Raw genomic sequence first — 22,355 nt, 5'->3', positions numbered from 1 at the left:
AGATATGGAAACGAATAAAAAAACAGCCGGAGCAAAGAAGACAGGCAAAACTTATAGTGCTAAATTTCTAAAAAGAAGTAAAATGAAAGGTAGAGGCGATAAAGCTATTTATGTAAGTCCCGAATACCACGAAAAGCTAACACACATTGTAAAGGTAATCGGTAAGAGCGAAATCCCATTGTACGCCATTTTGGATAATATATTGGAACATCATTTTGAATTGTTTTCCGAAGAAATTATCAAGGAGTATAACAAAAAATTCAAACCTCTTTTTTAGCTATGGAAACGATAATCGTAATATGTCTGTTGGTAATTATTGTCCTGCTTGTACAGGACAAGATTATCATTAAAAGGAAATTGAAACAGAAACCTACGCAGGAAAAAGTCAATCCGAAACTACCCGATATTATGGGACAACCTAAGCCCGTAAGAAGCCAATCAGTGCCAAACACTGCCAATGAGAGCCAAATTGCAGAACCGGAGATTAACCCTGCTAATTTGGTCATCGAATATGACAAATACGAAGAAGTCAATATTCAAATTCCGCAGGAAGAATTGGACGAAGTATTCAGAAATGTACCTGATTTGACGGAGGAGGTAGAATTGAACAGGTATAGAGCTTCCGTAGGCGATGACGGTTTTGCCCAAGGGGTTACCTTTCAGGAACTAAACAACGTGGGGGTCTTGCTTCAGAAAGAAAAATTAGAGCCAGCCCAAAAGGAAACAGCGATTGATATAGTTCAAAGATTACAAGGAACCGAATTATTTGCTCTGCTGGAAAGTTCAATGGAGGGAGCTTCCCTAAAGATTGCCGAGCTTTTGGATAGCACTCTTACAACTGATACCAAAGACAATTCTTCCAATTTGCGGAAAAGTGATTTAAGTGATTTTGACATTGGGGAGTTTATATAGACTTCCCTTTGTCTTTTAGAAAACAAGGGAATATCTTTTAACCTCCGGTTGCCTTTACGAATTTTGGAGTGTCAAACTTTGGTGTAATTGTAGGCAAATCCACTTTGACAGATATAGGCATTGGAAAATCAACACCCATTACAATGGCTTCTCCAGACCCCAAAGACGGCAGAAATGAAAGTGTTTCTTTATTAGCTGTTGAACAAGCACTTGCTATCGCTTCTTTATCTTGGTAGTTTATCAGTCTATGAGTAATAAATGTTCCCATCTGACTTAATGTTCCCACAGGAATATCTCTTGGCATCTGTGTCGATAAACAGAGGAATAATCCATATTTTCGGCTTTCCTTAGCTATATTGTCAAAAGCATTTAACTCTGTACTTTCAAAATATTCATCTTTAACTTTTTTATTCAAGAACTGATGTGCTTCATCAACAAAAAGTATTAAAGGGTTTTCTCTAAAGGCATTGGTTCTTGCTTTGTTTAATAAATATCTTCCCAATGAGTTTGCTAAAATTTCTCGTACCTGAAAATTATATGGGACGTTTTCAAACCCAATTCTCAATACGTTTAAATCAGGATTGTCTAAAAACTCATTAATCTTCGTTATCAAGTTGTTGGTTGTTGGTGCATTAAATCCAAACATTCCTGCATAATCATTGTCAGATATGACATTATTGACACGCATTATTAGGCTGGTTGCATTTCCATAATTTCTTTCATCCCTATTTGTTGCCCAACGGTCATTAAATATTTGAAAACATTCGTTTCCAATTTGTCTATGAAGTAGGTTTATACCAAAATTATTTATTGAAAAATCTTCTACTATCGCCTTGTAAGTAAAGTAAGCATTATTATATGCGGCAGTAAAATTTCCCTGTTTTACAATCAATCCATTGTTTATCACAACTTGCTGCCCTCTAAAAGTGAAATTGTCATTTGTTCCATCATTAAGATGTCCATTATTGGGAATATTACTCATTAAACAGTGAGCAACTTTCAAAGATTTTATCGCTTCCAACAAAACAGGCTGTTGTACTTGTCCTGATGGTCTGAACAGGACAAACAAGTCATTTATAGTTAAATTTTGATAAGGAAAATAACTTTCTGAAATAAGCACGGAATGTGCGACTTTCGGATGTGCATCAAACGTGGAATATTCTCCTGTTGGGTCTAAAATAATAGCCTTTGCGCCAGTTTCAATAACACCCTCGATAAATTTACTAATTGTATAACTTTTTCCACCACCCGTTGTACCCACCACAGCACAATGCCTACTGAAGATTGCTTGCAATGAAATATCTACGGGAACATTTTTATCATAAATCAAATTACCCATTCTAAATGTCGGAGAATGCTCAATATTTTCTGGTTTTATACCGAAAGTTTTGAAATGAGTAGATAAAAATTCTGAAGAACAAATGAATACCTTAGAGCCAATAAGTGGTAAACTGTTTATGCCTTTTTCTATTTTATTGGGGTTAAATAAGTCAAATGATAGCAAAATCTCAATTCTGCCAACCGGATGAAATGCCTTAGTTGAAAAGGTTCTTTCGCTTAATTCTAATCGTTCTTTCTCGGGCAACGATATTTCCAACATTTTTCCTAAAAACCCCTTGTCTTCTCCCTCAATAACAATATAATTGCCAACAAGACCACCCCGCAACACTTCTGCGTGATGCACAAATGTTTTCATCAAAACTGATGAAGGAAAATGCACTTTGACAAAAGCAGGGGATACAAAATTTATGTACCCAAGAAAGTGGCTGTGATTAAAAGGACTATTACTCATAGTTAGGAGTTAGGAATGTTAATTACTATTTGTCTTGTATCTTCCTGATTATAAGATTTTAAGTCAGGATAATTTTTGGCGAAATCTTCAAAGGTTTCTGATACAATACTTAAATTGGAATATTTCTTTGAAGCATCAATAAATGGCTTCAGATTTTCATTAGTTTCATCTATTCCACGATTGATAATCATTAATTGGAAACTTGGATTTTGTTCAAGAGCTTCGATAATAGCAGTAACTATATGTTTATCTCCGAAGCTGAACCCTATCGTTATGAGAAAAACATTATCCTTTCGGAGATTAGATTGGAACCTCGACATCATCTCGAAATACGGCTGTTCATAAGAACTTTCGTATTTAGACTGATGCGGGTAAATCATCAATGGGTTGTCAGGGTTTTCTTTCTGTATAATTTTGTTGTCTTCTTTTTCCCAATTTACAGAACCGTGTAACTTATACAAGTGAAAAACCTTTTGAATGAAATTATCTTCCTCTTTTACCCTGCTTTGATTTCGAGAAACAATATCATAATCATAATTACGTCCGCTAAATATTCTTGGTTGAGAAAATGAAAAGCCATCAATAACCACAAAATTGCTTTCACAAGCCGCCTGTTCAAACATCATATCGTAGTTCAATGTGAACAATTTAAATCGTGGTAGCGTAACCTTTCGTTTGGTTATTTTATTTAGTAAAAGCGTATGAGGTGAATTATCAGGTAAACTCAATTGACAAGCATCTTTGATAAAATCTTTAATCTTGTTTACACAATCTTCTATGTCAATATCGCCTTTAGGTACATAAGGAATAGCAGGGGTAGCCATAGAAAGAACTTTTTCTAAATTTTTCACGATTGTACCATCTTCCCATTTCTCTTCATAGCCAATCGTTTCAAGCAACTTGTTAAAAACATCAGTAGTCAAAAGGGCTTCCGCATCATCCCATAAATTAGCCATCGACTTACCTAATTTTTCATCCTTGCCCCAACCAATGGACGAGCCAGCCCCTGTGAGGAGTAATAAATTTTCAAACTGATTATTTAAAGTTTGAGAATACTTGTTCCTCTTTGTTGCAATAGCATAATCTATCCTGTTTTCAGTGCTTTCTTTGAAATCGTGAAGTTTACCGTCGATATACACTTTGACATCGGCAGCATCACTATCATCATAAGCAACAGAACTGTTATTGTTGAGTAAAATATAATTCATACACTCATATTTTGTTTATTAAAACTCGTGTTTATAAGAAGTTTTCAAGGCACTGCCTTAACTATGTTTCAATTGATTTAATACTATTTTCAAAGCCTGTTTTCCTATTTCTTTATCGTCAATAAGACTTTTTATTTTATCAGATAACCACAAAATCAATAATTCATCTAATGGTACGTTCAGAAATTCAGCAAGATTTTCTAAATGCTTTCTTGGTAATAATCTTTCCTCATTTTCTACCTTACTGATAAAAGCATTATCCAATTCTAAAGCTGCCCCAACCTCTCTTAGGAACAACCCCTTACTTTCTCTCAATTCTTTTATATGTTTTCCAAATGCCATTTTGATTTTTTACGACTTGTCTAAAAAGTTCAAATTTACAAAAATACTTTTAATGAGTAGATAATTTAAGCCAACATTATGCCATTGAACGCCAAACACTTCCTTTGACTGCCACTTTAAAAGACCGCCTCCATTTCCATTAGACATTTGTGCCGTAAGCCCGTAAGGTACGGGATAACAGTAACAAATTAATCTTTTTCAAAAATGGAAAAACAGAGAAAAAAAGTTTTGCTGGCAGCCGTGGCGATGCTGTCAGGAATTGGTGCGTTCGCACAGGGAAACGGGTCGGCAGGTATCAACGAAGCTACCCAAATGGTAACGTCCTACTTTGACCCAGCTACCCAATTGATTTATGCGATTGGGGCGGTCGTCGGGTTAATCGGGGGCGTGAAAGTGTATAACAAATTTAGTTCGGGCGACCCTGATACGAGTAAGACGGCAGCAAGCTGGTTTGGTGCTTGTATCTTCCTGATTGTGGCGGCTACAATCCTACGTTCATTCTTCCTGTAAATCCTCTGCCTTATGAATAGTTACAACATTAACAAAGGCATTGGCAGGACGGTTGAGTTCAGGGGCTTAAAGGCACAGTATCTTTTCATCTTCGCTGGTGGTCTGTTGGGTACGCTCATCTTCGTGATGATACTGTATATGGCTGGCGTAAGTAATTACGTCTGCCTGTTCCTCGGAGCTGGCGGTGCTTCGCTCATTGTGTGGCAAACATTCTCGCTGAACAAAAAATACGGCGAACACGGATTGATGAAAGTAGGTGCAAGAAAACGACACCCTCGCTTCATCATTTGCCGCAAGCCTGTACGCAGGTATTTAAAATTCACTCCTAAACCTAAAGCCGTATGAGAAATGTAGCCAAGACAGCCACATTGGAGAATAAATTCCCTTTGCTGGCAGTAGAGAACAACTGTATCTTATCCAAAGATGCAGACATTACCGCCTGCTTTGAGGTGCGGTTGCCGGAACTGTTTACCGTAGCCTCTGCCGAGTATGAAGCCATTCATTCGGCTTGGCATAAGGCAATCAAGACCTTGCCCGATTTTACGGTAATCCACAAACAGGATTGGTATATCAAAGAGAGCTATGCTCCCGATTTGGCACAGGAAGACCAAAGTTTTTTATCAAAGTCGTATCAACGCCATTTCAACGAACGACCGTTCCTGAACCATTATTGCTATCTGTTCCTGACGAAGACGTCCAAAAACAGAATGCGTATGCAAAGTAACTTTTCATCGCTTTGCAAGGGTACGCTTATTCCAAAGGAAATCAATAAGGAAGCAATACACCGATTTATGGAAGCGGTCGCACAGTTTGAGCGTATCGTGAACGATAGCGGTTTTATAACCCTGCGACGTTTGACAGAAGATGATATAACCGGAACGGACGAGCAACAGGGATTGCTGGAACAATACCTCACGCTTTCGAGAGAAGCCGGAACACCAATGCAGGATATTGGCTTAGGTGCTGAAGAAGTCCGTGTAGGGAACAAAAGATTGTCCTTGCACACGCTGTCCGATACTGACGACTTGCCTGCAACCGTTTCGGCTGATACCCGATACGAAAAGCTATCCACTGACCGGAGCGACTGCCGTCTGTCCTTTGCTGCTCCCGTAGGATTGTTGTTGAGCTGTAACCACATTTACAATCAATACATATTCTTGGATAACAGCGAGGACAACCTACAACGGTTTGAGAAGTCTGCCCGTAATATGCACTCTTTGGCAAGGTACAGCCGTGCCAACCAAATTAACAAAGAGTGGATTGAAAAATACCTGAACGAAGCACATTCGTTCGGTCTTTCTTCTGTTAGAGCACACTTTAATATTATGGCTTGGTCGGAAGACCCTGCGGAACTCAAACAGTTGAAAAACGATTGCGGTAGTGCATTGGCACTAATGGAATGTAAGCCTCGCCACAATACTACGGACGTGGCAACCTTGTATTGGGCTGGAATGGCTGGTAATGCCGGGGACTTTCCTGCGGAAGAAAGTTTTTACACGTTTATTGAGCCTGCTCTATGTTTCTTCACGGAAGAAACCAACTACCACAATTCGCCCTCTCCGTTCGGGATAAAAATGGCTGACCGTTTGACCGGAAAGCCAATCCATTTGGATATTTCCGATTTACCAATGAAAAGGGGAATTATCACGAACCGGAACAAGTTCATTCTTGGTCCGTCAGGTTCGGGAAAATCTTTTTTTACCAATCATATGGTAAGGCAGTATTTCGAGCAAGGTGCTCACGTTCTGCTGGTAGATACGGGTAACTCTTATCAGGGATTGTGTGAACTGATTAAAGGAAAAACCAAAGGCGAAGACGGTGTTTACTTCACTTATACCGAGGATAATCCGATTGCCTTTAATCCTTTCTACACCGACGACGGTGTGTTTGATATTGAGAAAAGGGAAAGTATCAAAACTTTGATACTCACGCTTTGGAAACGGGACGATGAACCGCCTACAAGGTCTGAAGAAGTGGCACTTTCCAATGCCGTTTCGGGTTACATCGAACGTATCAAACAAGACGATACCTACCCGTCATTTAATGGTTTCTACGAGTATGTAAAAGGCGATTACCGCAAGGTTTTAGAGGAAAAACAAGTCAGGGAAAAAGACTTTGATATTGCCAATTTCCTGAACGTTTTAGAGCCTTACTATCGTGGCGGAGAGTATGATTATTTGTTGAACTCCGACAAGCAATTAGACCTGTTATCCAAGCGATTTATCGTGTTTGAAATTGATGCGATTAAAGACCACAAAATCCTGTTTCCCATTGTGACCATCATCATTATGGAGGTGTTCATCAACAAGATGCGGAGGCTGAAAGGTATTCGCAAGCTGATACTGATTGAGGAAGCGTGGAAGGCGATTGCGAAAGAGGGAATGGCGGAATACATCAAGTATTTGTTTAAGACAGTCCGCAAATTTTTCGGAGAAGCCATAGTCGTCACGCAGGAGGTCGATGATATAATCCAGTCGCCCATTGTAAAGGAAAGTATCATCAACAACAGCGATTGCAAAATTCTCTTAGACCAAAGGAAATATATGAACAAGTTCGATGACATACAGGCGATGCTCGGACTTACGGACAAAGAGAAAGGACAGGTACTATCTATCAATATGAACAACGATGCCAGTCGCTTGTACAAGGAAGTTTGGATAGGATTGGGCGGAACACACTCGGCAGTGTACGCAACGGAAGTAAGCCTCGAAGAATATTTGGCTTACACGACGGAGGAAACCGAAAAAATGGAAGTGATGCAACTCGCTTCCGAATTGGACGGTAACGTAGAACTCGCCATTAAGCATATCGCTATGCAAAGGCGTGACAATGCAAATCAATAGTAATTAACAATCAAAAATTTTAAGACAATGAAAAAGATGTTTTTAATGGCAATCACGGCATTAATGCTTGCCGTTGCCCCAAGTGCGAAAGCTCAATTTGTGGTAACTGACCCTGCAAATTTAGCATCAGGTATTCTCAACTCGGCGAACGAAATCGTACAGACTTCTTCGACCGTGAGTAACGTAGTCAAGAACTTTAACGAGGTCAAGAAAGTGTACGAACAAGGTAAGGAATATTACGACAAGCTCAAAGCCGTAAACAACCTTGTGAAAGATGCCCGTAAGGTGCAACAGACTGTTTTGCTGGTGGGCGATGTATCGGAAATGTATGTGCAAAACTTCGGCAAAATGATGAACGACCCGAATTTCTCCGCACAGGAACTGACCGCAATCTCAAATGGTTACTCGGCTTTGCTGAATGAAAGTACCGAGTTGCTAAAGGAACTGAAACAGATTGTAACCTCCACAGGCTTGTCACTAAATGACAAGGAGCGAATGGACATTATCGACCGTGTGTATAAGGAGGTCAAAGAATACCACAGCCTTGTCAGATACTACACGAATAAGAATATCTCTGTCAGTATCCTGAGAGCAAAGAAACAGAATAATACCAAACGAGTGCTTGACTTGTACGGAACTCCTAACCAAAAATATTGGTAGTTATGGAATTTCAAAATCTGCACGAAGTCCTACGCTCATTGTATGATGAGATGCTCCCACTGTCCGCCGATATGGCGGCAGTGGCTAAGGGCGTAGCCGGCTTGGGTGCTTTGTTCTATGTCGCCATAAAAGTATGGCAGGCATTGAGTAGAGCCGAACCCATAGATATGTACCCTTTGCTCCGTCCGTTCGCTTTGGGTATCTGTATTATGTTCTTTCCGACAATCGTGTTGGGAACAATCAATGCGGTACTAAGTCCGGTGGTACAGGGTACACACGCTATTCTCGAAAATCAGGTGCTTGACCTGAACGAGTTGCAACAGAAAAAAGACCTGCTCGAACGGGAAGCGATGCTCCGCAATCCTGAAACGGCATATCTCGTAGATAATGAGGAGTTCGACGCAAAGCTCGAAGAATTGGGCTGGTCGCCGGGCGACCTGATTACTATGTCAGGTATGTATATGGACAGGTTTGCCTACCAAACCGAACAAGCCATTAAGAATTGGTTTCGCAACCTGCTCGAAGTGCTGTTTCAGGCTGCTGCATTGGTCGTCGATACGATACGAACATTCTTCCTGATAGTCCTGTCCATACTCGGACCAATAGCCTTTGCTATTTCCGTGTGGGACGGCTTTCAGAGTACGCTCACGCAGTGGCTCACAAGGTATGTGAGCGTTTACCTGTGGTTGCCCGTCGCCGACCTGTTCAGCTCAATGCTTGCTAAAATCCAATCCCTGATTATCGAAAAGGATATACAGATGTTGGCTGACCCGACCTACATACCCGATACGGGTAATACCGTGTACATCATCTTTATGATTATCGGCATCGTGGGGTACTTCACTGTACCGACCGTAACAGGCTGGGTAATTCAGGCTGGTGGTGCTGGAAACTTTACCCGAAATGTAAACCAAGCTGCTATGAAAGCCGGAAATGTCGCAAGTGCCGGAGCTGGTTCTGCTGCCGGAAATATCGGAGGGCAATTGCTTAAAAAATAATGTAAAACGAATAATCATTTAACAATGGAATTTAAAACGCTTAGAAATATTGAAAACAGCTTCCGTCAGATACGTCTGTATGCGATAGTGTTTGCCGTTCTCTGTATTGGCGTGGTAGGATTTGCCGTGTGGAAATCGTACAGCTTCGCCAACGAGCAACGCCAAAAAATCTATGTGCTGGACAACGGCAAATCTTTGATGCTTGCCTTATCACAAGATGCAAGCATTAACAGACCTGTGGAAGCAAGGGAACACGTTCGGAGATTTCACGAACTGTTTTTTACGCTTGCACCTGATAAGAATGCTATCGAGAGCAATATGGCAAGGGCATTCAACCTTGCCGACAAATCAGCCTTTGACTATTACAAAGACTTATCGGAGAAAGGTTATTACTCCCGTATCATATCGGGGAATGTTCAGCAACGCATTGAGGTCGATAGTGTCGTGTGCAACTTCGACAACTATCCCTATTCGGTGCGGACGTATGCGAAGCAATTTATCATACGGTCGAGTAACGTAACACGCCGTAACCTGATTACCTCCTGCTATCTCGTAAACTCCGTAAGGTCGGATAATAACCCACAGGGATTTAATATCGAAAAGTTTGCGGTGGTTGAAAATCGGGATATCGAAGTCATTGAACGCTAAAATTTACGGATATGGATAAGCTACTTGATTTAGACACATTCGCAAAAACATTGACTGACAAAGGTTATGACGGATATTTCCATACGGAAGCTGATTATCCGGGCAAAGTCAAAGAAAGTATCAACAGGTTTTTGGAGGCTTGTAAGAACGGTACGGACAAACCGCTGTATGCTGATAGCATTTCGCTAAAAACATATCTCGAATGGAACGGAGATGACAAACCCTATACTGATTGCTATATGCGTGTACGGTATGAAGACGGCAAATTCGATGTACAGAGTTTGGAAATTGAAAGGAAAGACCGTTACGGGCATTCAATGAAAAAATCGGAACTGACCAACCTTACAACGGGGTCGGTTCCGACCGCAAAGGAAGCCCTTTCCAAAGTCCTTGATACACCTAAACAACAGTTTTCTCCCCGAAAAAGAGGGTTTAAAATGTAGTAACCCTAAATAATAAGAGTATGAAAAAATTAAGGGAAAATATCGACAGGTTTTTTGACAGGCTGGACGAAAATTGGAGGACAATGCCCGTTCGCAAACAGCACCAATACACGCTATACCTGTTTGTGGGCTACCTGCTACTGACCGTAGGGGTTGTTGCAAAAGTGTGGTACGATACAAGCCAGTCAAAAAACGATATGCACATCGACCATATCGAAAACCCTGTCCTGAAACAGAACGAAAGCCCTGCAAGATTGCAGGACACATTAAAAACAATTTTAAAAAATCAGATTTATGAAAGAAAATGAAAAAAAGGTCAGTTTTCTCGTTGAGGGGGACGACCAAAACGGAGCATCAAATCTGCCCGAAGAAAAAAAGAACAATACCGAGAAATTGAAAAAGCCATTGATTTTTGGCTTAATGGGTATTGTTTTCGTGGGCTGTATGTATTTGATATTTAAACCGTCGGAAGACAAAAAGGAAATCGAAAACATTGGTCTGAACGATGCCGTTCCGCAAGCTACGGGAGCAGGAATGCCCGACAATAAGGGCAAGGCTTACGAGCTTGAAATGCTGGAACAAAAGGAGCAAGAGAAACGCAATGCTTTAGCAACACTTTCAGATTATTGGAACACGGACGATAAGGAAGAACCGATAGACGAATTTGCCCAGGAGGAAGAAAGCTACGGCTATGGTAATGGCGGTCGAAGTTCAGGGAGAAACGGGGGCAATCCTGCATTGAACAGCTACCGCAATATGCAAAGTACATTGGGGTCTTTCTATCAGGACGACAATTCGGAAACAATGGAACTCCGCAGACAGTTGGACGAACTCAAAGAGCAATTAGCGGAGCAAAATGTACCGAAACCAACAACCGTAGATGACCAGCTTGCATTAATGGAAAAATCGTATCAAATGGCAGCGAAATATCTTCCTGCTAATACGCCTGCAAGCTCCGCAGAAAATGCACCTGCAAACGGTACGGCAACAGGAACAACGGGGACAAATCAAAAGGAGCATTTTGTGGCGTTCACTCCGGCAAGGAAGAACACCGTATCAGCCTTGTACCGTGAACCTACGGACAGTGCCTTTTTAGCCGATTGGAGCGAAACCCGAAATCGGGGATTTTATACTGCTGGTGCTAAAGAGCAAATTGTACAACCTAAAAACAGTATTAGAGCCTGCGTACACGATGCACAAACGGTAGTTGGCGAAACAGGCGTAAGGTTACGGCTGTTAGAACCTGCAAAAACGCCAATCCGTACAATCCCACAGGGAACGATTGTAACAGCTAATGCGAAATTTCAGGGAGGGCGTTTGCAACTCAAAATAACCTCTATCGAATTGGAGGGCAATATCATTCCCGTAGATATAACCATTTACGATTTGGATGGTCAGCAGGGTTTGTACGTTCCGTATTCCCCCGAAATGAATGCACTTACAGAAATGGCTGGCAATATGAGCCAGACAGGTGGAACGAGTGTAATGCTGACACAAAATGCAGGACAACAAGTCGCTGCCGATTTAAGTCGTGGCGTGGTACAAGGAATTTCGGGCTATTTCGCCAAGAAAGTACGCACACCAAAAGTCACGCTAAAGGCAGGACACCAAGTATTCCTTGTATCAAAACAATAATTGTATAACTCAAATATTTAGACAAATGAAAAATCTTTTTAAAACCTTTTGGGCGGTTGCCCTGACTATCGGCTTTGCCGTACAATCTTTTGCACAGGATAGTGTAAATATCAAAACTCCGCTTGCTTTGGGCAAGATTGAGCCTTACAAAATGGAAGTAACCTACGATAAAACTTCGCATTTGATTTTCCCGACCGCCATTCGGTACGTGGATTTGGGAAGTGAATACCTGATTGCAGGAAAGGCGGAAGATGCGGAAAATGTATTGCGTGTAAAAGCTGCCGTAAGGAGTTTTGAAACCGAAACCAATTTTTCGGTCATTACCAATGACGGGCGTTATTACTCTTTTGATGTGTATTATAGTTCCTATCCCGATGCGTTGAGCTATGACCTGCTGACGATGCAAAAGGCAGTAGATAAAGCCAACGGTAATGATGTGCTTTTCGAGGAACTCGGAAACAATTCTCCGTCTTTGGCTGGTCTGCTTTTGGAAACGATTTACAAAAACGACAAGCGTATCGTTAAGCATATCGGGGCTAAGAGCTTCGGCATTCAGTTTATCCTGAAAGGCATCTATATCCATAATGGTAAATATTATTTCCATACGGAATTAAGGAACAAAAGCAATGTACCGTTTGATATAGACTTTATCAATTTCAAAGTCGTGGATAAAAAGGTCGCTAAGCGTACCGTAGTACAGGAACGGGCATTGACACCGCTAAGAACCTACAAGCCATTAGAGGACGGTATTAACGGGAAATCTACCGAGCAAAATGTTTTTCTCTTAGACAAATTCACGATTGCCGATGATAAGGTTTTATTGATTGAGATTTTCGAGAAAAACGGCGGACGACACCAAACGCTTCAGGTGGAAAATTCGGACTTAATCAATGCCCGTGTAATCAGTGATATGCACTTGAAATTTTAATAACCTTTTAAAGCAAGAACAATGAAAAAGTATATCTATACCGTGATGCTACTCTTTGTGGCCATCACGGTTGCACAGGCACAACGAATGTTGCCAAAGCAAAAAGGATTGGAAGTGAGTACGGGCATTTTGTCCGATGATAAAATCGGTAACGATTATTATATCAATCTCGGAATGACCGTGAACGGCAAAAACGGTAATTATCAGATTTGGGCTTTGGAGTACACGCACCAATATCACGACTATAAAGACCAACGCATACCGCAGGAAACTTATACTGCTGAGGGCGGTTACAGTTTCTTCCTGCTGGGCGATGTCCGTAAGAACATTACGCTGAATGCAGGAATAACGGGCGTGGTCGGTTACGAGAGCATCAACAGAGGCGAAACGATGTTGTATGACGGTGCAAAGATAGTAAGCGAGGATAATTTTATTTACGGAGCTGGTGGTCGGCTGACCTTTGAAACGTACCTGTCTGACCGATTTGTATTGGTACTGCAAGGGCGTACAAAAGTGTTATGGGGAACTGACCTGCGACAATTCAGACCGTCCGCAGGTGTGGGAATAAGGTTTAATTTTTAAAACGTAAAACGATGATAGCAATATTTAATAAATTCAGAATAGGATTGTTGCCAATATATCTAATGCTGGCAATCCTGACAGGTTCTATTTCGCTGGTATCTTGTAGCAAAGATGACGAGCTTGAAATACAGAACGATTTTCCTTTTGAGGTCAATGTGATGCCCGTACCTAAAGAGGTCGCCAATGGGCAAACGGTAGAAATCAGAGTAACGATAAAGCGGAGCGGTAACTACCAAAATACGCAATACTATCTCCGCTACTTCCAATTTGACGGACAAGGCTCGTTGAGGTATTACGATGAACCTCCGTATCTGCCAAACGATTTGTACCCGTTACAATCGGAGCAATTCAGGTTGTATTATACTTCGGCTTCTACGGTATCACAATCCTTTGAAATTTGGATTTCCGACAGCTTTGGCAATGAGAAACAGATAAGTTTTCAGTTTAACAGTAGTGATTAAAACGACAGCAAATTAGATAAGCAAAAACCGACTTTCAACAGGTCGGTTTTTTACTTTTTAGCTTCCAATGTTAGGGGTTTTGTTTAAATTTACGGTATTATAAATCATATAGCTATGGATACGGTTACAGCTCAATTAGTGTTTGGTATTTTTGTTATCGTTGTTGCGGTTGTACTTATCTATTGGATAAACCGCAGGAGGTTTTACAGGCGTAATGCTGCTGGTGTAGAAATGTTTTCGGGATATACTAAAGCTATATCTGTGCGTTTTTTAGAACGTATCGGCAAGTTGTTTGCCTATGGTCTTATTATTCTCGGAGTGGTCTGTATATGGACGTACACCCAAATGAAAAAGGATAAGGAAAAACAACCGATAGAAGCCCAAAGCACACGATAGTTTTTACCTTTATTTGGAGAACATTAAAAATAGTATGAACATAACAAGTACAATCGTTTATTTACCCGTAGCGTTTCCGGAGGTATCGGTAACATTCTACAAAAACCTATTCAGTGAAACGCCCGAAATATTTCTCGAAGACGGATTAATCATTGTGGAGCTTCCGAACCTTAATTTGTACCTGATAGACAAAAACAGATATGAAGCCTATTACATCCTGAAAACAGGTCGTAACGTTAAGGTTTCAAAGGACAATGTTTCTACGATTATCAGTTGTGTTTTGCCGTCCGAAGAAGATGTAAATATTGCGTTGGCAAATGTTTCAGCGTGTGGCGGAACGGTAACGAGCAAAGCGACAACAAACGAAGCACTCGGTATATATGCAGGGTATTTTTCAGACCCTGACGGGCATATATGGGAGCTGGCTTATTATCCACCCGAATATAACAGGGTTTTGAATTTCGTAAATCCCAACTAAACAAATAGGATAGCCCAAAAGGTTATCCTATTTGTTTTTTATTACGCCAAACACTGCCTTTCAAAGCCAAAGGGTGCAATCTTCCGCAACCCTGCAACAAGCCTTAATATCTTCGACTTCCACAGAAAAAATATGCAAACTATGGAAGTTATCGCAATAGCAAAATCCGCATTGGACGGAATGACGAATGATATAAAAGAGCTTTTGGAACTGACCGAAAACGCTACCCGTAAATATGACCCGATTTTCAAAGGGGAAAAGTGGCTCGACAATCAGGAGGTTTGTTTGATGATGAACATTACCAAACGGACTTTGCAGACCTATAAAGACAAGGGTTTACTGCCTTATTCCAAACTGAACCGCAAGAATTATTATAAACTCTCGGACGTACAGGCTTTGCTCGAAGCTGGCGAACCGTACAATACAAATGACAATGGATTTACTGACGAATGACACCGAAGAAATCGTAGCCTATCAGGAAATGATAACACGGTTACGAAACCGTATTGAGGATATACTGAAAAACTACCGTCCTGTAATGAATGGCGAAATCTATTTATCGGGCGAAGATGTATGCAGGCTGTTACATATCAGCAAACGCACTCTCCAGCAATACCGTGATGACAATATCCTGCCGTTTATTCAGGTTGGCGGTAAAATAATCTACAAGGAAAGTGATATTCTGACTATATTGGAGCAAAATTATATAACCAATAAAACGCATTGATTGTAATTAATTTCATTCCGATTATGTTTCAATCGGAACTACTTTAGTATATTTGTATTTGAAAATATAGACATTATTTAAAGTGTTTTTGCTTTAAAACTCGGTACTAAAAACTGGTAATTTTTCGTAACCCCGAGGCAATAAGTAAGAACGCTCACGCAATAGGCGTGGGCGTCCGCTTATTCGGGGTTCAGGGCGTACCAGTGCCTTAGTATCGGTAAGTGTGATTGCCTACGCTCTTTTTTTGGGTAGGTTCCACTAACAAAAGAAAAATTATCAGTTATGGACACAGGAAACAAACCCCACAAAAACAGTATTGCATTTATCAATGATAAAAGCCCTCTAATTGACATTATCTGCAATGACCTTACTGCTTCAGGAATTGAGATACTGTTCCGTTCGGAGAACATTCAGGACGGTTTAACTCAATTATCTGCTTTGACCGAACTCCCCAAAGCAATTATTATTGACCTCAACTTTGAGGATAAGAATGTGCTGGCACAAGTTCGGGAACTAAAGGCTAAATATCCAAGCATCAGATTAATTGGCTACGGAGATATTGATGATACAGATGAAACGGTACAGGCTCTTACGGAAATAGGAATAAAAAGCTATCTGCCTATTGGTAGCGATGCAGACGATTTTAAAAGAGTTATCGAGAAAGTATAAAATATCTGTCCTTAATAAAGCGACGTTCTTTTGCTTCTTTTCTTTGGTCGCAACGGAAAGAAAAGAAGTCCAAACAAGCACAACCTGTTTGATGAAATGTAGGGCAATGGGGTTGTGTAGAGATACATTTTGGCAAAGTGGTTGTACCAATTTAAACGCAAAAATGCGTTTCCGACCGAAGCGAGGAATTGCATTTTTGCCCGATTTTTCGGACTTTAACCGACTTTTATCGGTTGGGTACGGTAGTCTTTCAGATTGTGGAAAAATCCCCTGTATTCCGTCATTCCGTAGCGAAATAAATCCCAAAGTAAGGAACAACCCATTTGAGCCAATGAACTATTGATAAATAAATCCTGCTTTTGCAATGCTTCGGCAAGTGAACAACTTGGCGTGTCGTCCTGTTCTTCGGATTGCTTCAGCAATTCTCCAAATTCTTCGGTAACAAATGGCAGACTTGCCACCGCTTCGTATTTTTGCGTATCGGGTTGTTTAATCTCTCCGATAGTAGATAGTAAGACTTGACCTGTGTTCCTGTTGTTCCCAAAGTCCAACCAATATTTTGGGGTATCTCGGTAATTTTTACGGTTGCCCAATACGTTCAAAATTTCAGCAACTCCAAAACGTGCCTGTACGTTATCCACGCAAGTAATGGTAATGGTTGCCTGTGCTTCTTCGGGTATCATTCCGAAATTATCCCTTTCAAATTTTCGGCTTTCGGCTTTCCAATTTGTACCGATACAACGGTTTACACGATTGATTAAAGCAACGGATTTGTACAATCCTGTTTCGCTTTCAAAAAACCGCTGTCTGCCTAAATTGGCGGTCGTGATAATATCATCGTCCCACAACCTTACGGAAAGTCCTGCGTGTTCCAAAGCCGTCAAACTTTCATTTGTCTCTAACAAGGCTGTCAGAACTTTTGAGCCTGTGCCACCTGCTCCGATAAGGTTTACCGTAATCGGGTTAGTTGGGTTTAACAGATAGTTATCTGTGAAATGTACTTTTGTTTTTTCGCTGTTCATCGGAATAGATTTTTAAGGGTTTTATTATTCTTTTTTAATGCTTCTGTGGGAAAGGGTTTATCTGTATTAACGAGGTCTTTCCAAAGGCTTACAATGTTTCGTTTTGTCAAATTACTGCATAATGAATGACTGAAATAGGAATTGAAAAAATAGTGTTCCCACGCCTGTATAAATTCCTCAACCGAAGCCGAATTTTTAATGTCAATACTGACTGTCCCCATACATACGTTGCCCTTTTCGTAGATGTTGAAAAATGGGGCGTAATGCAAAGGCGTTTTTTCGGTTGGTCGCCTGTTGTTTGCCAAAGCAAATACGGAAAGACTGCTTTTACTCGCTAACCAAAGCATTGCAGGAACTTGTGCCGTTCCGTTGGGTATGCCCAAATCGTCCACGAAATAAAGTTGCTGTTTCTTTGCTTTGGTGTGCCATAGCACTGTGCCGTTGTCGCTCGGATTGATATGCAGGATATTTGTAGGCAAAATTCCCTTTGGTTTTAAAAATGCCGTGTTCTTATCTTCATCGGTCTGTAAACACTTCGACAAAATATTGGCTTCTCTTACGGTCAAGGGGTGGGCGTTGATTGGGTTGCCGTCCTTATCCATATCGAAATGCTCTACATAGGTTTCTTTGTCCGTGCCTTTGTTTTGGTAAAAAACCAATGCCGATTTTGGAAAATAAAGCGTTCCGAAATTTGCGGTTATGTCAGTTAAATTGTTCATTCTTCTGTTGTTTTATAGTTTCGCAATAGTATTTTGAGGTCGTCCAATAGGTCAAACAAACGGTTTTCAAAATCAAGGTTTCCTGCTGTTATTTTCTTGCCGTCAAAGACTTTGGTAATACTTGGTTCTTCCAATGCTCCCAACTCGTTAAAGTCTGAATTGATGCTTTCAACAAGGCTATCAAATAACCAACCTTTGGTATCTGCCACGAATGAAATGTACCTTTCCATTCCAACGTATTCGATACTGTCGTCATCGTATGGGTCTTGTTCGGGCATTGGTGCATTTCTGAAAATACTTGCGTTCGGGTATTCCGTGTATAGGGCAAAGGCATTACACGCAATATGCCAACATTCTTTGTCGAATGTATCAAGGCTTTTAAATTGGCTCAAACGCTGTTCAAATGCTTCTAAATTAGTACGGTCAGATATTTCCAATTCTATTTTGTCGCCAATCATTTCGGATTGTTCAATCTCTTTTTTGTTGCACTCGCTTTCTTCTGCTTCTCCGTATTCTGCCCAATCCTTATACATCTCATACAACTCATACAGATAGGTGTTTTCGTCCCTGTAATATGGTATTCGGGCAAAATGGTATAAGTAACTGCATACTGATAAAAGTAGCTTTGCCGATTGCTTTCGCTGTTTGTCCTGCAACATTCTGAAAAGCGGTACAACGGGAATATAGAAAAGCGTTGTATTGGTTTTAAACCGTTCGTCAGTTACAAAATAGGTTTTCCTGCTGTCCTGTACCAATTTAAAACCGTCCCAATTTATATTTGTCCGCTTCTGTTGGGTGTTCATATCCCACATAGCCAATACAATATTGTAGGGAAAGGCGTAATCCTGTCGGGTCTGCATAGGCTCAATGCTGTAATGCTCGGCAAGTCTGGAAAGGGAATTATAAAAATCCCTTTCCGTTTTCTGACAAGCCTGTACGGATTGTGCCGTTTTCAGTTTAGGCAGAAACGTACACTTTAAAAAACCATTGGTAGCATTGCTATCGGTACGGATTTCCGTTTGTCTTTCCGGACTTGGTCTGCGTCTTTTGGTCTTTGCATCCATTGGGCGAACTCGCCTAACTGTTGGTGCAACTGTCGTTGCCGTTGCTGTTCGGGAATGCTGATTGTTCCCGCTATTTTGTTGCGTTGCATAGTTCATTGTTTTTACGGTTTTAAATTATCCTTTCGTACCCATTACGCTCTCAAAACGATATTCAACTGCATCGTCTTTTATCTTCGGTGCTGATACCTTTGCGGTAGTCAGTATCGGGTACATATTGGCGTAATAATTCATTACAGCTTCCACGCTCCACCGTGCTTCGGGGTCGGTTAGTCTGATGTCCTGTCCTTTATCTTTGAGTATAAAAACTCTCGGTAATACTGTTGCTAATAACATAACTTTTGATTTTTGGGTTAATACTGTTCTGCTTCGTCTGTTTCTTCAATGGGGTAATCTGCTGTAACTTCTTCCGCTTGTGTCGGTGCTTCTTCTGTTGCTCCCATTGTTACGAATAGGTCGGGTGTAGCGAACTTTGCAGATAGTGAAGATTTGCGTTTGCGTATCTCGTCCGCTTTTTCGGGAAACTCGGTAATGTCGGGTACTTTTATCCACGCTTCACGGAATTTGCCCTCTTTTTCCAACTCGTCCGCCTTTGCCATACCGTCTTTGTACTTCTTGTCTTTGGCTTCTTTTTCCTTTTTGAGTTTCTCGGCTTTCTGCTTTTCCGCTTCGGATTGTAGTTTGACTATTTCCATTTGCTTCATAAAGGCTTCCATATCTACCATTACGCCCGAAATAGTCTGAACAGGTTTTTTAATCTGCTCGAAAAATCCCTCGTCAAACTCCTGCGGTGTGGCGTTGAATGTCAAAGGGGGAATGAGATTTTTTGCACCATCTCTGCATTGCTCATTGTTGAGCAATACAGTTACAATTAGGTTGTTTTCCGTGCCTTTGGTTATTGTCAGTTGTAAATTGCCTGTAAAATCCAACTGTGCTATCTGATTGAAAAAATTTGTGTTCATTGTTCTGAAATTTTAATGTGTTCGTTAATTCCTTATTTCTGCTATCTCGTCTATCCTGCCATAAATGAAACTGCGTAGGCTCGTTTTGTCGGGTGCATTGTATTCGTGCCAACTTCCGTACTGCTTCACTATATAGGTTTTTAGAATATCCTCAAAACCAAACCGATAACCCATTAGCGGAATAGCTGTGCGGAAAAAACCATTGTAGTTTACTTCTCTTGCAATCCAATTTTTATCGGCTCGGCTCAACTTCTCGCCCTTGTTCAGTTTTTCCCTTAATTGGTAAACCTTTGCGGTTTTCAGCGTTTCCAATTCGGGTATCTCGTGGCTGATAAATTTTGTTGCTATTGCTTTCGTTTCCATTGTAACTGCTTTTAAATGTTATGCGTTTATTCTTTGGTATAAACTCCGTTTACATAGTAGCCAAATGACTTTTCCCAAAGGCGTACTAAACCATCTGTGTCTATATAGAAATACTCTGTACGATTGCAGTAAATAATAAATATGCTTTCGTCTTTGTGTTTCTGTTCAAGGCTCTGTGCCTTTGCCAACTTTTTCGCTTCTTCTATTGTTGTCGCTTTCATATCGCTTGTTTTTAAAAGGCTACCACCGATTAAGGCGGTAGCCTGTTGTTATTTAATTAAGGTTTAGGATTTCCGCACCGTCCAAAGCAAAGGCGGTACAGTATTCAAATGCCTTTTGCGATTTCAGTTGAGCCGTTCCACCCATTACGATACTCTGTAATTTGGCTTCGTTGTCCTTGTAATTACGAACATTCTGAAAGTAGCCTGTAACCGCATTGTACGCTCCGAACAGTGTTCCCTTTGTAGTGTCCATTTGCTGTGTGTCGCTCATCATTGCGTAGCCAAATGCGTCATCTACGGTGTTTTTGAACACGGTGGAAACTTCATCTTCCGCACCTTTTTTGAGTAAATCAAGGGTTTCTTTATTTGGGCAAAGTGCCAACTGTATCAACTTTTTAACTTCTCGGTCTGATACTCTGACCTTTGCCCAATCGTTGAAAATGCCCTGTAATTGGTCGCTCAACGTGTTGGCTAATCCCATAATCTTGTGGGCGTTCTCGATACGTTGTTTTGCTCCCGAAGTATGTTTGATACGCACTACATTTGTCATATTCCGCAAACTTGCGTTTAAGGTATTTTGGCATACGATACGGATAGGCGTAAACGCTGCGGTAATACTTCCGCTTCCGTCGTGGCTTGTGGTTAGGAAGATGTATTTTTCTGTAACATCATCGCCATTACCTACACGGATATAGTCAGGCAATTTGGCTGTGATAAAAATGCGCTCTCCCTTGCCCAATGCTCCTGCGGTTTCGTATAAAATACCGTCCCCACCGCCTACGATAGCATCAAAGAAATTGAACGCTTCACGGTTTTGTACGATATGGTAATCTTTCCCGACTACGCCCAATACTGCATTATTATCGGTGCGAATGTTGGCGAAATAGTTAGGTACTTCCAATTCGGTACTGCCTAACTCAATACCCTGTGCAGTTTCAATAAATCCCGAACCTTTGGTAAATAGTGGGGATTTTACAACTTCGTAATCTAACCCTGCGTGTTTGATTGCTTCCTCGCTTGTCGGATATTGCTCTACGAGTTGCCCCAAACCGTGCCACGCTTTTTGCTGTACTGTAAAGAAACTGTACTTTCCTGTTCTCTCGTTGAAATTTAGATTGTGTGCCATTTTGATAAAATTTTGATGTTTAAAAAATTGATTGAATACTTATTTTTAGAATGGTAGGTCGTCCTCTGTTCCCTCTGCTGTAAATCCGTTGTTTTCATATTGTGCAGTAGCCAGTACGGTTTCGGCTCTGTTTCCTCCGCCGTGCAATTTGATTTGTGAGGTATGGAAATTCAAACCTGCTCTCGCTTCTCCGTCTTTGCCTGTCCACGCTCTTGTGCTTACACGTCCTGTGAGTTCTACCAAAGTGCCTTTTGTCAGTAGCCTTGCCACGTTTGCACTAATCCAATAGGCACAATCGAAGTAAGCCGTTTGCTCTACCCATTCGCCCTGTCTGTTTTTGTAGCCGTCATTTACCGCTACGGAAAAGTTTACTACCTGTTTTTCGTTCGACAATGTGCTTACTTCCGCATTTCTTGTCAGTCTGCCTGTGATGTTCATTTTTTCTGATTTTTAGTGATTGATATTTGATTTAATTTTTTTTGATTTATTCGGTAATGAGAGGAGGTGCTGTTTCGTTTCATTACCATTTTCAATGCTTATAATTTTCATAACTGACATTTTTTTTATTCGTCCAAAGAGCCGGAGTATGCTATGTTTCGTTTCACGAGCATTAAAGGTTCGTGTTTAGGCGACACAAGGTTTTGGAAAA

Annotated in this window: 31 protein-coding genes; 19 read left to right on the top strand and 12 right to left on the bottom strand. The window is 40.9% G+C overall.

Annotated elements, in window-relative coordinates; genetic code table 11:
- The first annotated feature begins 4 nt into the window (after positions 1-4).
- Together NBX25_RS04530 and NBX25_RS04525 are read left to right on the top strand one after the other, a co-directional pair.
- On the top strand, positions 5-277 hold the full coding sequence (locus NBX25_RS04530; protein WP_002979429.1) for a DUF3408 domain-containing protein: 273 nt from the start codon (positions 5-7) through the stop codon (positions 275-277).
- A gap of 2 nt (positions 278-279) precedes the next feature.
- Positions 280-912, top strand: coding sequence for a hypothetical protein (locus tag NBX25_RS04525; protein WP_002979430.1), 633 nt, complete (start codon positions 280-282; stop codon positions 910-912).
- Positions 913-949: 37 nt separating this feature from the next.
- Here the strand turns inward: NBX25_RS04525 and NBX25_RS04520 are convergent, their stop codons facing one another.
- The 3 genes from NBX25_RS04520 to NBX25_RS04510 are packed head-to-tail and all read right to left on the bottom strand — an operon-like array spanning position 950 to position 4,254.
- Positions 950-2,704, bottom strand: coding sequence for an ATP-binding protein (locus NBX25_RS04520; protein WP_002979431.1), 1,755 nt, complete (start codon positions 2,702-2,704; stop codon positions 950-952).
- A 2-nt stretch (positions 2,705-2,706) separates the two neighbouring features.
- The gene (locus NBX25_RS04515) at positions 2,707-3,912 is read right to left on the bottom strand and encodes an SIR2 family protein (RefSeq protein ID WP_002979432.1); all 1,206 of its coding nucleotides are present in this window, start codon (positions 3,910-3,912) and stop codon (positions 2,707-2,709) included.
- 57 nt (positions 3,913-3,969) lie between these two features.
- The gene (locus NBX25_RS04510) at positions 3,970-4,254 is read right to left on the bottom strand and encodes a helix-turn-helix domain-containing protein (RefSeq protein ID WP_002979433.1); all 285 of its coding nucleotides are present in this window, start codon (positions 4,252-4,254) and stop codon (positions 3,970-3,972) included.
- A gap of 204 nt (positions 4,255-4,458) precedes the next feature.
- Here NBX25_RS04510 and NBX25_RS04505 point away from each other — a divergent pair, with 204 nt between their 5' ends.
- The 17 genes from NBX25_RS04505 to NBX25_RS04425 all read left to right on the top strand — a co-directional run bounded on the left by NBX25_RS04505 (position 4,459) and on the right by NBX25_RS04425 (position 16,232).
- Positions 4,459-4,764 (top strand): DUF4134 domain-containing protein, encoded by a 306-nt coding sequence (locus NBX25_RS04505; protein ID WP_002979435.1) that lies wholly within the window; start codon positions 4,459-4,461, stop codon positions 4,762-4,764.
- 12 nt (positions 4,765-4,776) lie between these two features.
- Entirely contained in the window at positions 4,777-5,109 is a 333-nt protein-coding gene (locus tag NBX25_RS04500; protein ID WP_002979436.1) for a DUF4133 domain-containing protein, read from the top strand.
- Complete coding sequence (locus NBX25_RS04495; RefSeq protein WP_024564679.1) at positions 5,106-7,607, top strand: TraG family conjugative transposon ATPase; 2,502 nt, start codon at positions 5,106-5,108, stop codon at positions 7,605-7,607. Before NBX25_RS04500 ends, NBX25_RS04495 begins: the two co-directional genes overlap by 4 nt.
- A gap of 45 nt (positions 7,608-7,652) precedes the next feature.
- Positions 7,653-8,267, top strand: coding sequence for a DUF4141 domain-containing protein (locus NBX25_RS04490; RefSeq protein WP_372487774.1), 615 nt, complete (start codon positions 7,653-7,655; stop codon positions 8,265-8,267).
- Between the two features lie 2 nt (positions 8,268-8,269).
- Positions 8,270-9,265: a conjugative transposon protein TraJ gene (gene traJ / locus NBX25_RS04485; protein WP_024564680.1), complete on the top strand. Its 996-nt coding sequence runs from the start codon at positions 8,270-8,272 to the stop codon at positions 9,263-9,265.
- A 24-nt stretch (positions 9,266-9,289) separates the two neighbouring features.
- A complete protein-coding gene (gene traK, locus NBX25_RS04480) occupies positions 9,290-9,913 on the top strand; it encodes a conjugative transposon protein TraK (RefSeq protein WP_002979441.1) in 624 nt (207 codons plus the stop codon).
- A gap of 11 nt (positions 9,914-9,924) precedes the next feature.
- Entirely contained in the window at positions 9,925-10,356 is a 432-nt protein-coding gene (locus tag NBX25_RS04475; protein ID WP_002979442.1) for a hypothetical protein, read from the top strand.
- Between the two features lie 20 nt (positions 10,357-10,376).
- A complete protein-coding gene (locus tag NBX25_RS04470; RefSeq protein WP_024564681.1) occupies positions 10,377-10,664 on the top strand; it encodes a hypothetical protein in 288 nt (95 codons plus the stop codon).
- Complete coding sequence (gene traM, locus NBX25_RS04465) at positions 10,651-11,991, top strand: conjugative transposon protein TraM (RefSeq protein ID WP_061084781.1); 1,341 nt, start codon at positions 10,651-10,653, stop codon at positions 11,989-11,991. Before NBX25_RS04470 ends, traM begins: the two co-directional genes overlap by 14 nt.
- A 25-nt stretch (positions 11,992-12,016) precedes the next feature.
- A complete protein-coding gene (gene traN, locus NBX25_RS04460) occupies positions 12,017-12,919 on the top strand; it encodes a conjugative transposon protein TraN (protein WP_061084780.1) in 903 nt (300 codons plus the stop codon).
- Positions 12,920-12,940: 21 nt separating this feature from the next.
- On the top strand, positions 12,941-13,501 hold the full coding sequence (locus tag NBX25_RS04455; protein WP_024564684.1) for a conjugal transfer protein TraO: 561 nt from the start codon (positions 12,941-12,943) through the stop codon (positions 13,499-13,501).
- Positions 13,502-13,512: 11 nt separating this feature from the next.
- The gene (locus NBX25_RS04450; protein ID WP_024564685.1) at positions 13,513-13,962 is read left to right on the top strand and encodes a DUF3872 domain-containing protein; all 450 of its coding nucleotides are present in this window, start codon (positions 13,513-13,515) and stop codon (positions 13,960-13,962) included.
- Between the two features lie 114 nt (positions 13,963-14,076).
- Positions 14,077-14,358, top strand: a complete 282-nt coding sequence (locus tag NBX25_RS04445; protein ID WP_002979448.1) for a hypothetical protein — start codon at positions 14,077-14,079, stop codon at positions 14,356-14,358.
- A 34-nt stretch (positions 14,359-14,392) separates the two neighbouring features.
- Positions 14,393-14,836: a VOC family protein gene (locus NBX25_RS04440; RefSeq protein WP_002979449.1), complete on the top strand. Its 444-nt coding sequence runs from the start codon at positions 14,393-14,395 to the stop codon at positions 14,834-14,836.
- Positions 14,837-14,977: 141 nt separating this feature from the next.
- The gene (locus NBX25_RS04435) at positions 14,978-15,289 is read left to right on the top strand and encodes a helix-turn-helix domain-containing protein (protein WP_024564686.1); all 312 of its coding nucleotides are present in this window, start codon (positions 14,978-14,980) and stop codon (positions 15,287-15,289) included.
- Positions 15,270-15,563 (top strand): helix-turn-helix domain-containing protein, encoded by a 294-nt coding sequence (locus NBX25_RS04430; RefSeq protein WP_002979451.1) that lies wholly within the window; start codon positions 15,270-15,272, stop codon positions 15,561-15,563. Before NBX25_RS04435 ends, NBX25_RS04430 begins: the two co-directional genes overlap by 20 nt.
- Positions 15,564-15,845: 282 nt before the next feature.
- The gene (locus tag NBX25_RS04425) at positions 15,846-16,232 is read left to right on the top strand and encodes a response regulator (RefSeq protein WP_002979452.1); all 387 of its coding nucleotides are present in this window, start codon (positions 15,846-15,848) and stop codon (positions 16,230-16,232) included.
- Between the two features lie 215 nt (positions 16,233-16,447).
- Here NBX25_RS04425 and NBX25_RS04420 read toward each other — a convergent pair whose 3' ends face one another.
- Genes NBX25_RS04420 through NBX25_RS04380 form a run of 9 tightly spaced genes read right to left on the bottom strand, consistent with a single transcriptional unit; the run spans position 16,448 to position 22,144 of the window.
- The gene (locus NBX25_RS04420) at positions 16,448-17,254 is read right to left on the bottom strand and encodes a PRTRC system ThiF family protein (protein WP_024564687.1); all 807 of its coding nucleotides are present in this window, start codon (positions 17,252-17,254) and stop codon (positions 16,448-16,450) included.
- The gene (locus tag NBX25_RS04415; protein ID WP_024564688.1) at positions 17,251-17,973 is read right to left on the bottom strand and encodes a PRTRC system protein B; all 723 of its coding nucleotides are present in this window, start codon (positions 17,971-17,973) and stop codon (positions 17,251-17,253) included. The genes NBX25_RS04420 and NBX25_RS04415 overlap by 4 nt, the downstream gene beginning before the upstream one ends.
- The gene (locus NBX25_RS04410; protein WP_024564689.1) at positions 17,970-19,133 is read right to left on the bottom strand and encodes a hypothetical protein; all 1,164 of its coding nucleotides are present in this window, start codon (positions 19,131-19,133) and stop codon (positions 17,970-17,972) included. The genes NBX25_RS04415 and NBX25_RS04410 overlap by 4 nt, the downstream gene beginning before the upstream one ends.
- Before the next feature lie 18 nt (positions 19,134-19,151).
- Positions 19,152-19,370, bottom strand: coding sequence for a PRTRC system protein C (locus tag NBX25_RS04405; protein ID WP_024564690.1), 219 nt, complete (start codon positions 19,368-19,370; stop codon positions 19,152-19,154).
- A 17-nt stretch (positions 19,371-19,387) separates the two neighbouring features.
- Positions 19,388-19,996: a PRTRC system protein E gene (locus NBX25_RS04400; RefSeq protein ID WP_024564691.1), complete on the bottom strand. Its 609-nt coding sequence runs from the start codon at positions 19,994-19,996 to the stop codon at positions 19,388-19,390.
- Positions 19,997-20,020: 24 nt separating this feature from the next.
- Entirely contained in the window at positions 20,021-20,359 is a 339-nt protein-coding gene (locus tag NBX25_RS04395; protein WP_024564692.1) for a hypothetical protein, read from the bottom strand.
- A 26-nt stretch (positions 20,360-20,385) separates the two neighbouring features.
- The gene (locus NBX25_RS04390; protein WP_024564693.1) at positions 20,386-20,580 is read right to left on the bottom strand and encodes a hypothetical protein; all 195 of its coding nucleotides are present in this window, start codon (positions 20,578-20,580) and stop codon (positions 20,386-20,388) included.
- Positions 20,581-20,632: 52 nt separating this feature from the next.
- The gene (locus NBX25_RS04385; RefSeq protein WP_061084779.1) at positions 20,633-21,706 is read right to left on the bottom strand and encodes a DUF932 domain-containing protein; all 1,074 of its coding nucleotides are present in this window, start codon (positions 21,704-21,706) and stop codon (positions 20,633-20,635) included.
- Between the two features lie 45 nt (positions 21,707-21,751).
- Positions 21,752-22,144, bottom strand: coding sequence for a single-stranded DNA-binding protein (locus tag NBX25_RS04380; RefSeq protein WP_061084778.1), 393 nt, complete (start codon positions 22,142-22,144; stop codon positions 21,752-21,754).
- Positions 22,145-22,355 lie beyond the last annotated feature (211 nt).

This window comes from Chryseobacterium sp. Marseille-Q3244 (assembly GCF_940807095.1).
Lineage (GTDB): Bacteria > Bacteroidota > Bacteroidia > Flavobacteriales > Weeksellaceae > Chryseobacterium.
The sequence above is the reverse complement of the archived record's forward strand: the minus strand, read 5'-3'. Positions and strand labels throughout refer to the sequence as shown.

Bases quoted from the DNA above. Each gene is read 5' to 3' on its own strand.
- NBX25_RS04530 (WP_002979429.1), top strand. From the start codon at position 5: ATGGAAACGAATAAAAAAACAGCCGGAGCAAAGAAGACAGGCAAAACT.
- NBX25_RS04525 (WP_002979430.1), top strand. From the start codon at position 280: ATGGAAACGATAATCGTAATATGTCTGTTGGTAATTATTGTCCTGCTT.
- NBX25_RS04520 (WP_002979431.1), bottom strand. From the start codon at position 2,704: ATGAGTAATAGTCCTTTTAATCACAGCCACTTTCTTGGGTACATAAAT.
- NBX25_RS04515 (WP_002979432.1), bottom strand. From the start codon at position 3,912: ATGAATTATATTTTACTCAACAATAACAGTTCTGTTGCTTATGATGAT.
- NBX25_RS04510 (WP_002979433.1), bottom strand. From the start codon at position 4,254: ATGGCATTTGGAAAACATATAAAAGAATTGAGAGAAAGTAAGGGGTTG.
- NBX25_RS04505 (WP_002979435.1), top strand. From the start codon at position 4,459: ATGGAAAAACAGAGAAAAAAAGTTTTGCTGGCAGCCGTGGCGATGCTG.
- NBX25_RS04500 (WP_002979436.1), top strand. From the start codon at position 4,777: ATGAATAGTTACAACATTAACAAAGGCATTGGCAGGACGGTTGAGTTC.
- NBX25_RS04495 (WP_024564679.1), top strand. From the start codon at position 5,106: ATGAGAAATGTAGCCAAGACAGCCACATTGGAGAATAAATTCCCTTTG.
- NBX25_RS04490 (WP_372487774.1), top strand. From the start codon at position 7,653: ATGGCAATCACGGCATTAATGCTTGCCGTTGCCCCAAGTGCGAAAGCT.
- traJ (WP_024564680.1), top strand. From the start codon at position 8,270: ATGGAATTTCAAAATCTGCACGAAGTCCTACGCTCATTGTATGATGAG.
- traK (WP_002979441.1), top strand. From the start codon at position 9,290: ATGGAATTTAAAACGCTTAGAAATATTGAAAACAGCTTCCGTCAGATA.
- NBX25_RS04475 (WP_002979442.1), top strand. From the start codon at position 9,925: ATGGATAAGCTACTTGATTTAGACACATTCGCAAAAACATTGACTGAC.
- NBX25_RS04470 (WP_024564681.1), top strand. From the start codon at position 10,377: ATGAAAAAATTAAGGGAAAATATCGACAGGTTTTTTGACAGGCTGGAC.
- traM (WP_061084781.1), top strand. From the start codon at position 10,651: ATGAAAGAAAATGAAAAAAAGGTCAGTTTTCTCGTTGAGGGGGACGAC.
- traN (WP_061084780.1), top strand. From the start codon at position 12,017: ATGAAAAATCTTTTTAAAACCTTTTGGGCGGTTGCCCTGACTATCGGC.
- NBX25_RS04455 (WP_024564684.1), top strand. From the start codon at position 12,941: ATGAAAAAGTATATCTATACCGTGATGCTACTCTTTGTGGCCATCACG.
- NBX25_RS04450 (WP_024564685.1), top strand. From the start codon at position 13,513: ATGATAGCAATATTTAATAAATTCAGAATAGGATTGTTGCCAATATAT.
- NBX25_RS04445 (WP_002979448.1), top strand. From the start codon at position 14,077: ATGGATACGGTTACAGCTCAATTAGTGTTTGGTATTTTTGTTATCGTT.
- NBX25_RS04440 (WP_002979449.1), top strand. From the start codon at position 14,393: ATGAACATAACAAGTACAATCGTTTATTTACCCGTAGCGTTTCCGGAG.
- NBX25_RS04435 (WP_024564686.1), top strand. From the start codon at position 14,978: ATGGAAGTTATCGCAATAGCAAAATCCGCATTGGACGGAATGACGAAT.
- NBX25_RS04430 (WP_002979451.1), top strand. From the start codon at position 15,270: ATGGATTTACTGACGAATGACACCGAAGAAATCGTAGCCTATCAGGAA.
- NBX25_RS04425 (WP_002979452.1), top strand. From the start codon at position 15,846: ATGGACACAGGAAACAAACCCCACAAAAACAGTATTGCATTTATCAAT.
- NBX25_RS04420 (WP_024564687.1), bottom strand. From the start codon at position 17,254: ATGAACAGCGAAAAAACAAAAGTACATTTCACAGATAACTATCTGTTA.
- NBX25_RS04415 (WP_024564688.1), bottom strand. From the start codon at position 17,973: ATGAACAATTTAACTGACATAACCGCAAATTTCGGAACGCTTTATTTT.
- NBX25_RS04410 (WP_024564689.1), bottom strand. From the start codon at position 19,133: ATGAACTATGCAACGCAACAAAATAGCGGGAACAATCAGCATTCCCGA.
- NBX25_RS04405 (WP_024564690.1), bottom strand. From the start codon at position 19,370: ATGTTATTAGCAACAGTATTACCGAGAGTTTTTATACTCAAAGATAAA.
- NBX25_RS04400 (WP_024564691.1), bottom strand. From the start codon at position 19,996: ATGAACACAAATTTTTTCAATCAGATAGCACAGTTGGATTTTACAGGC.
- NBX25_RS04395 (WP_024564692.1), bottom strand. From the start codon at position 20,359: ATGGAAACGAAAGCAATAGCAACAAAATTTATCAGCCACGAGATACCC.
- NBX25_RS04390 (WP_024564693.1), bottom strand. From the start codon at position 20,580: ATGAAAGCGACAACAATAGAAGAAGCGAAAAAGTTGGCAAAGGCACAG.
- NBX25_RS04385 (WP_061084779.1), bottom strand. From the start codon at position 21,706: ATGGCACACAATCTAAATTTCAACGAGAGAACAGGAAAGTACAGTTTC.
- NBX25_RS04380 (WP_061084778.1), bottom strand. From the start codon at position 22,144: ATGAACATCACAGGCAGACTGACAAGAAATGCGGAAGTAAGCACATTG.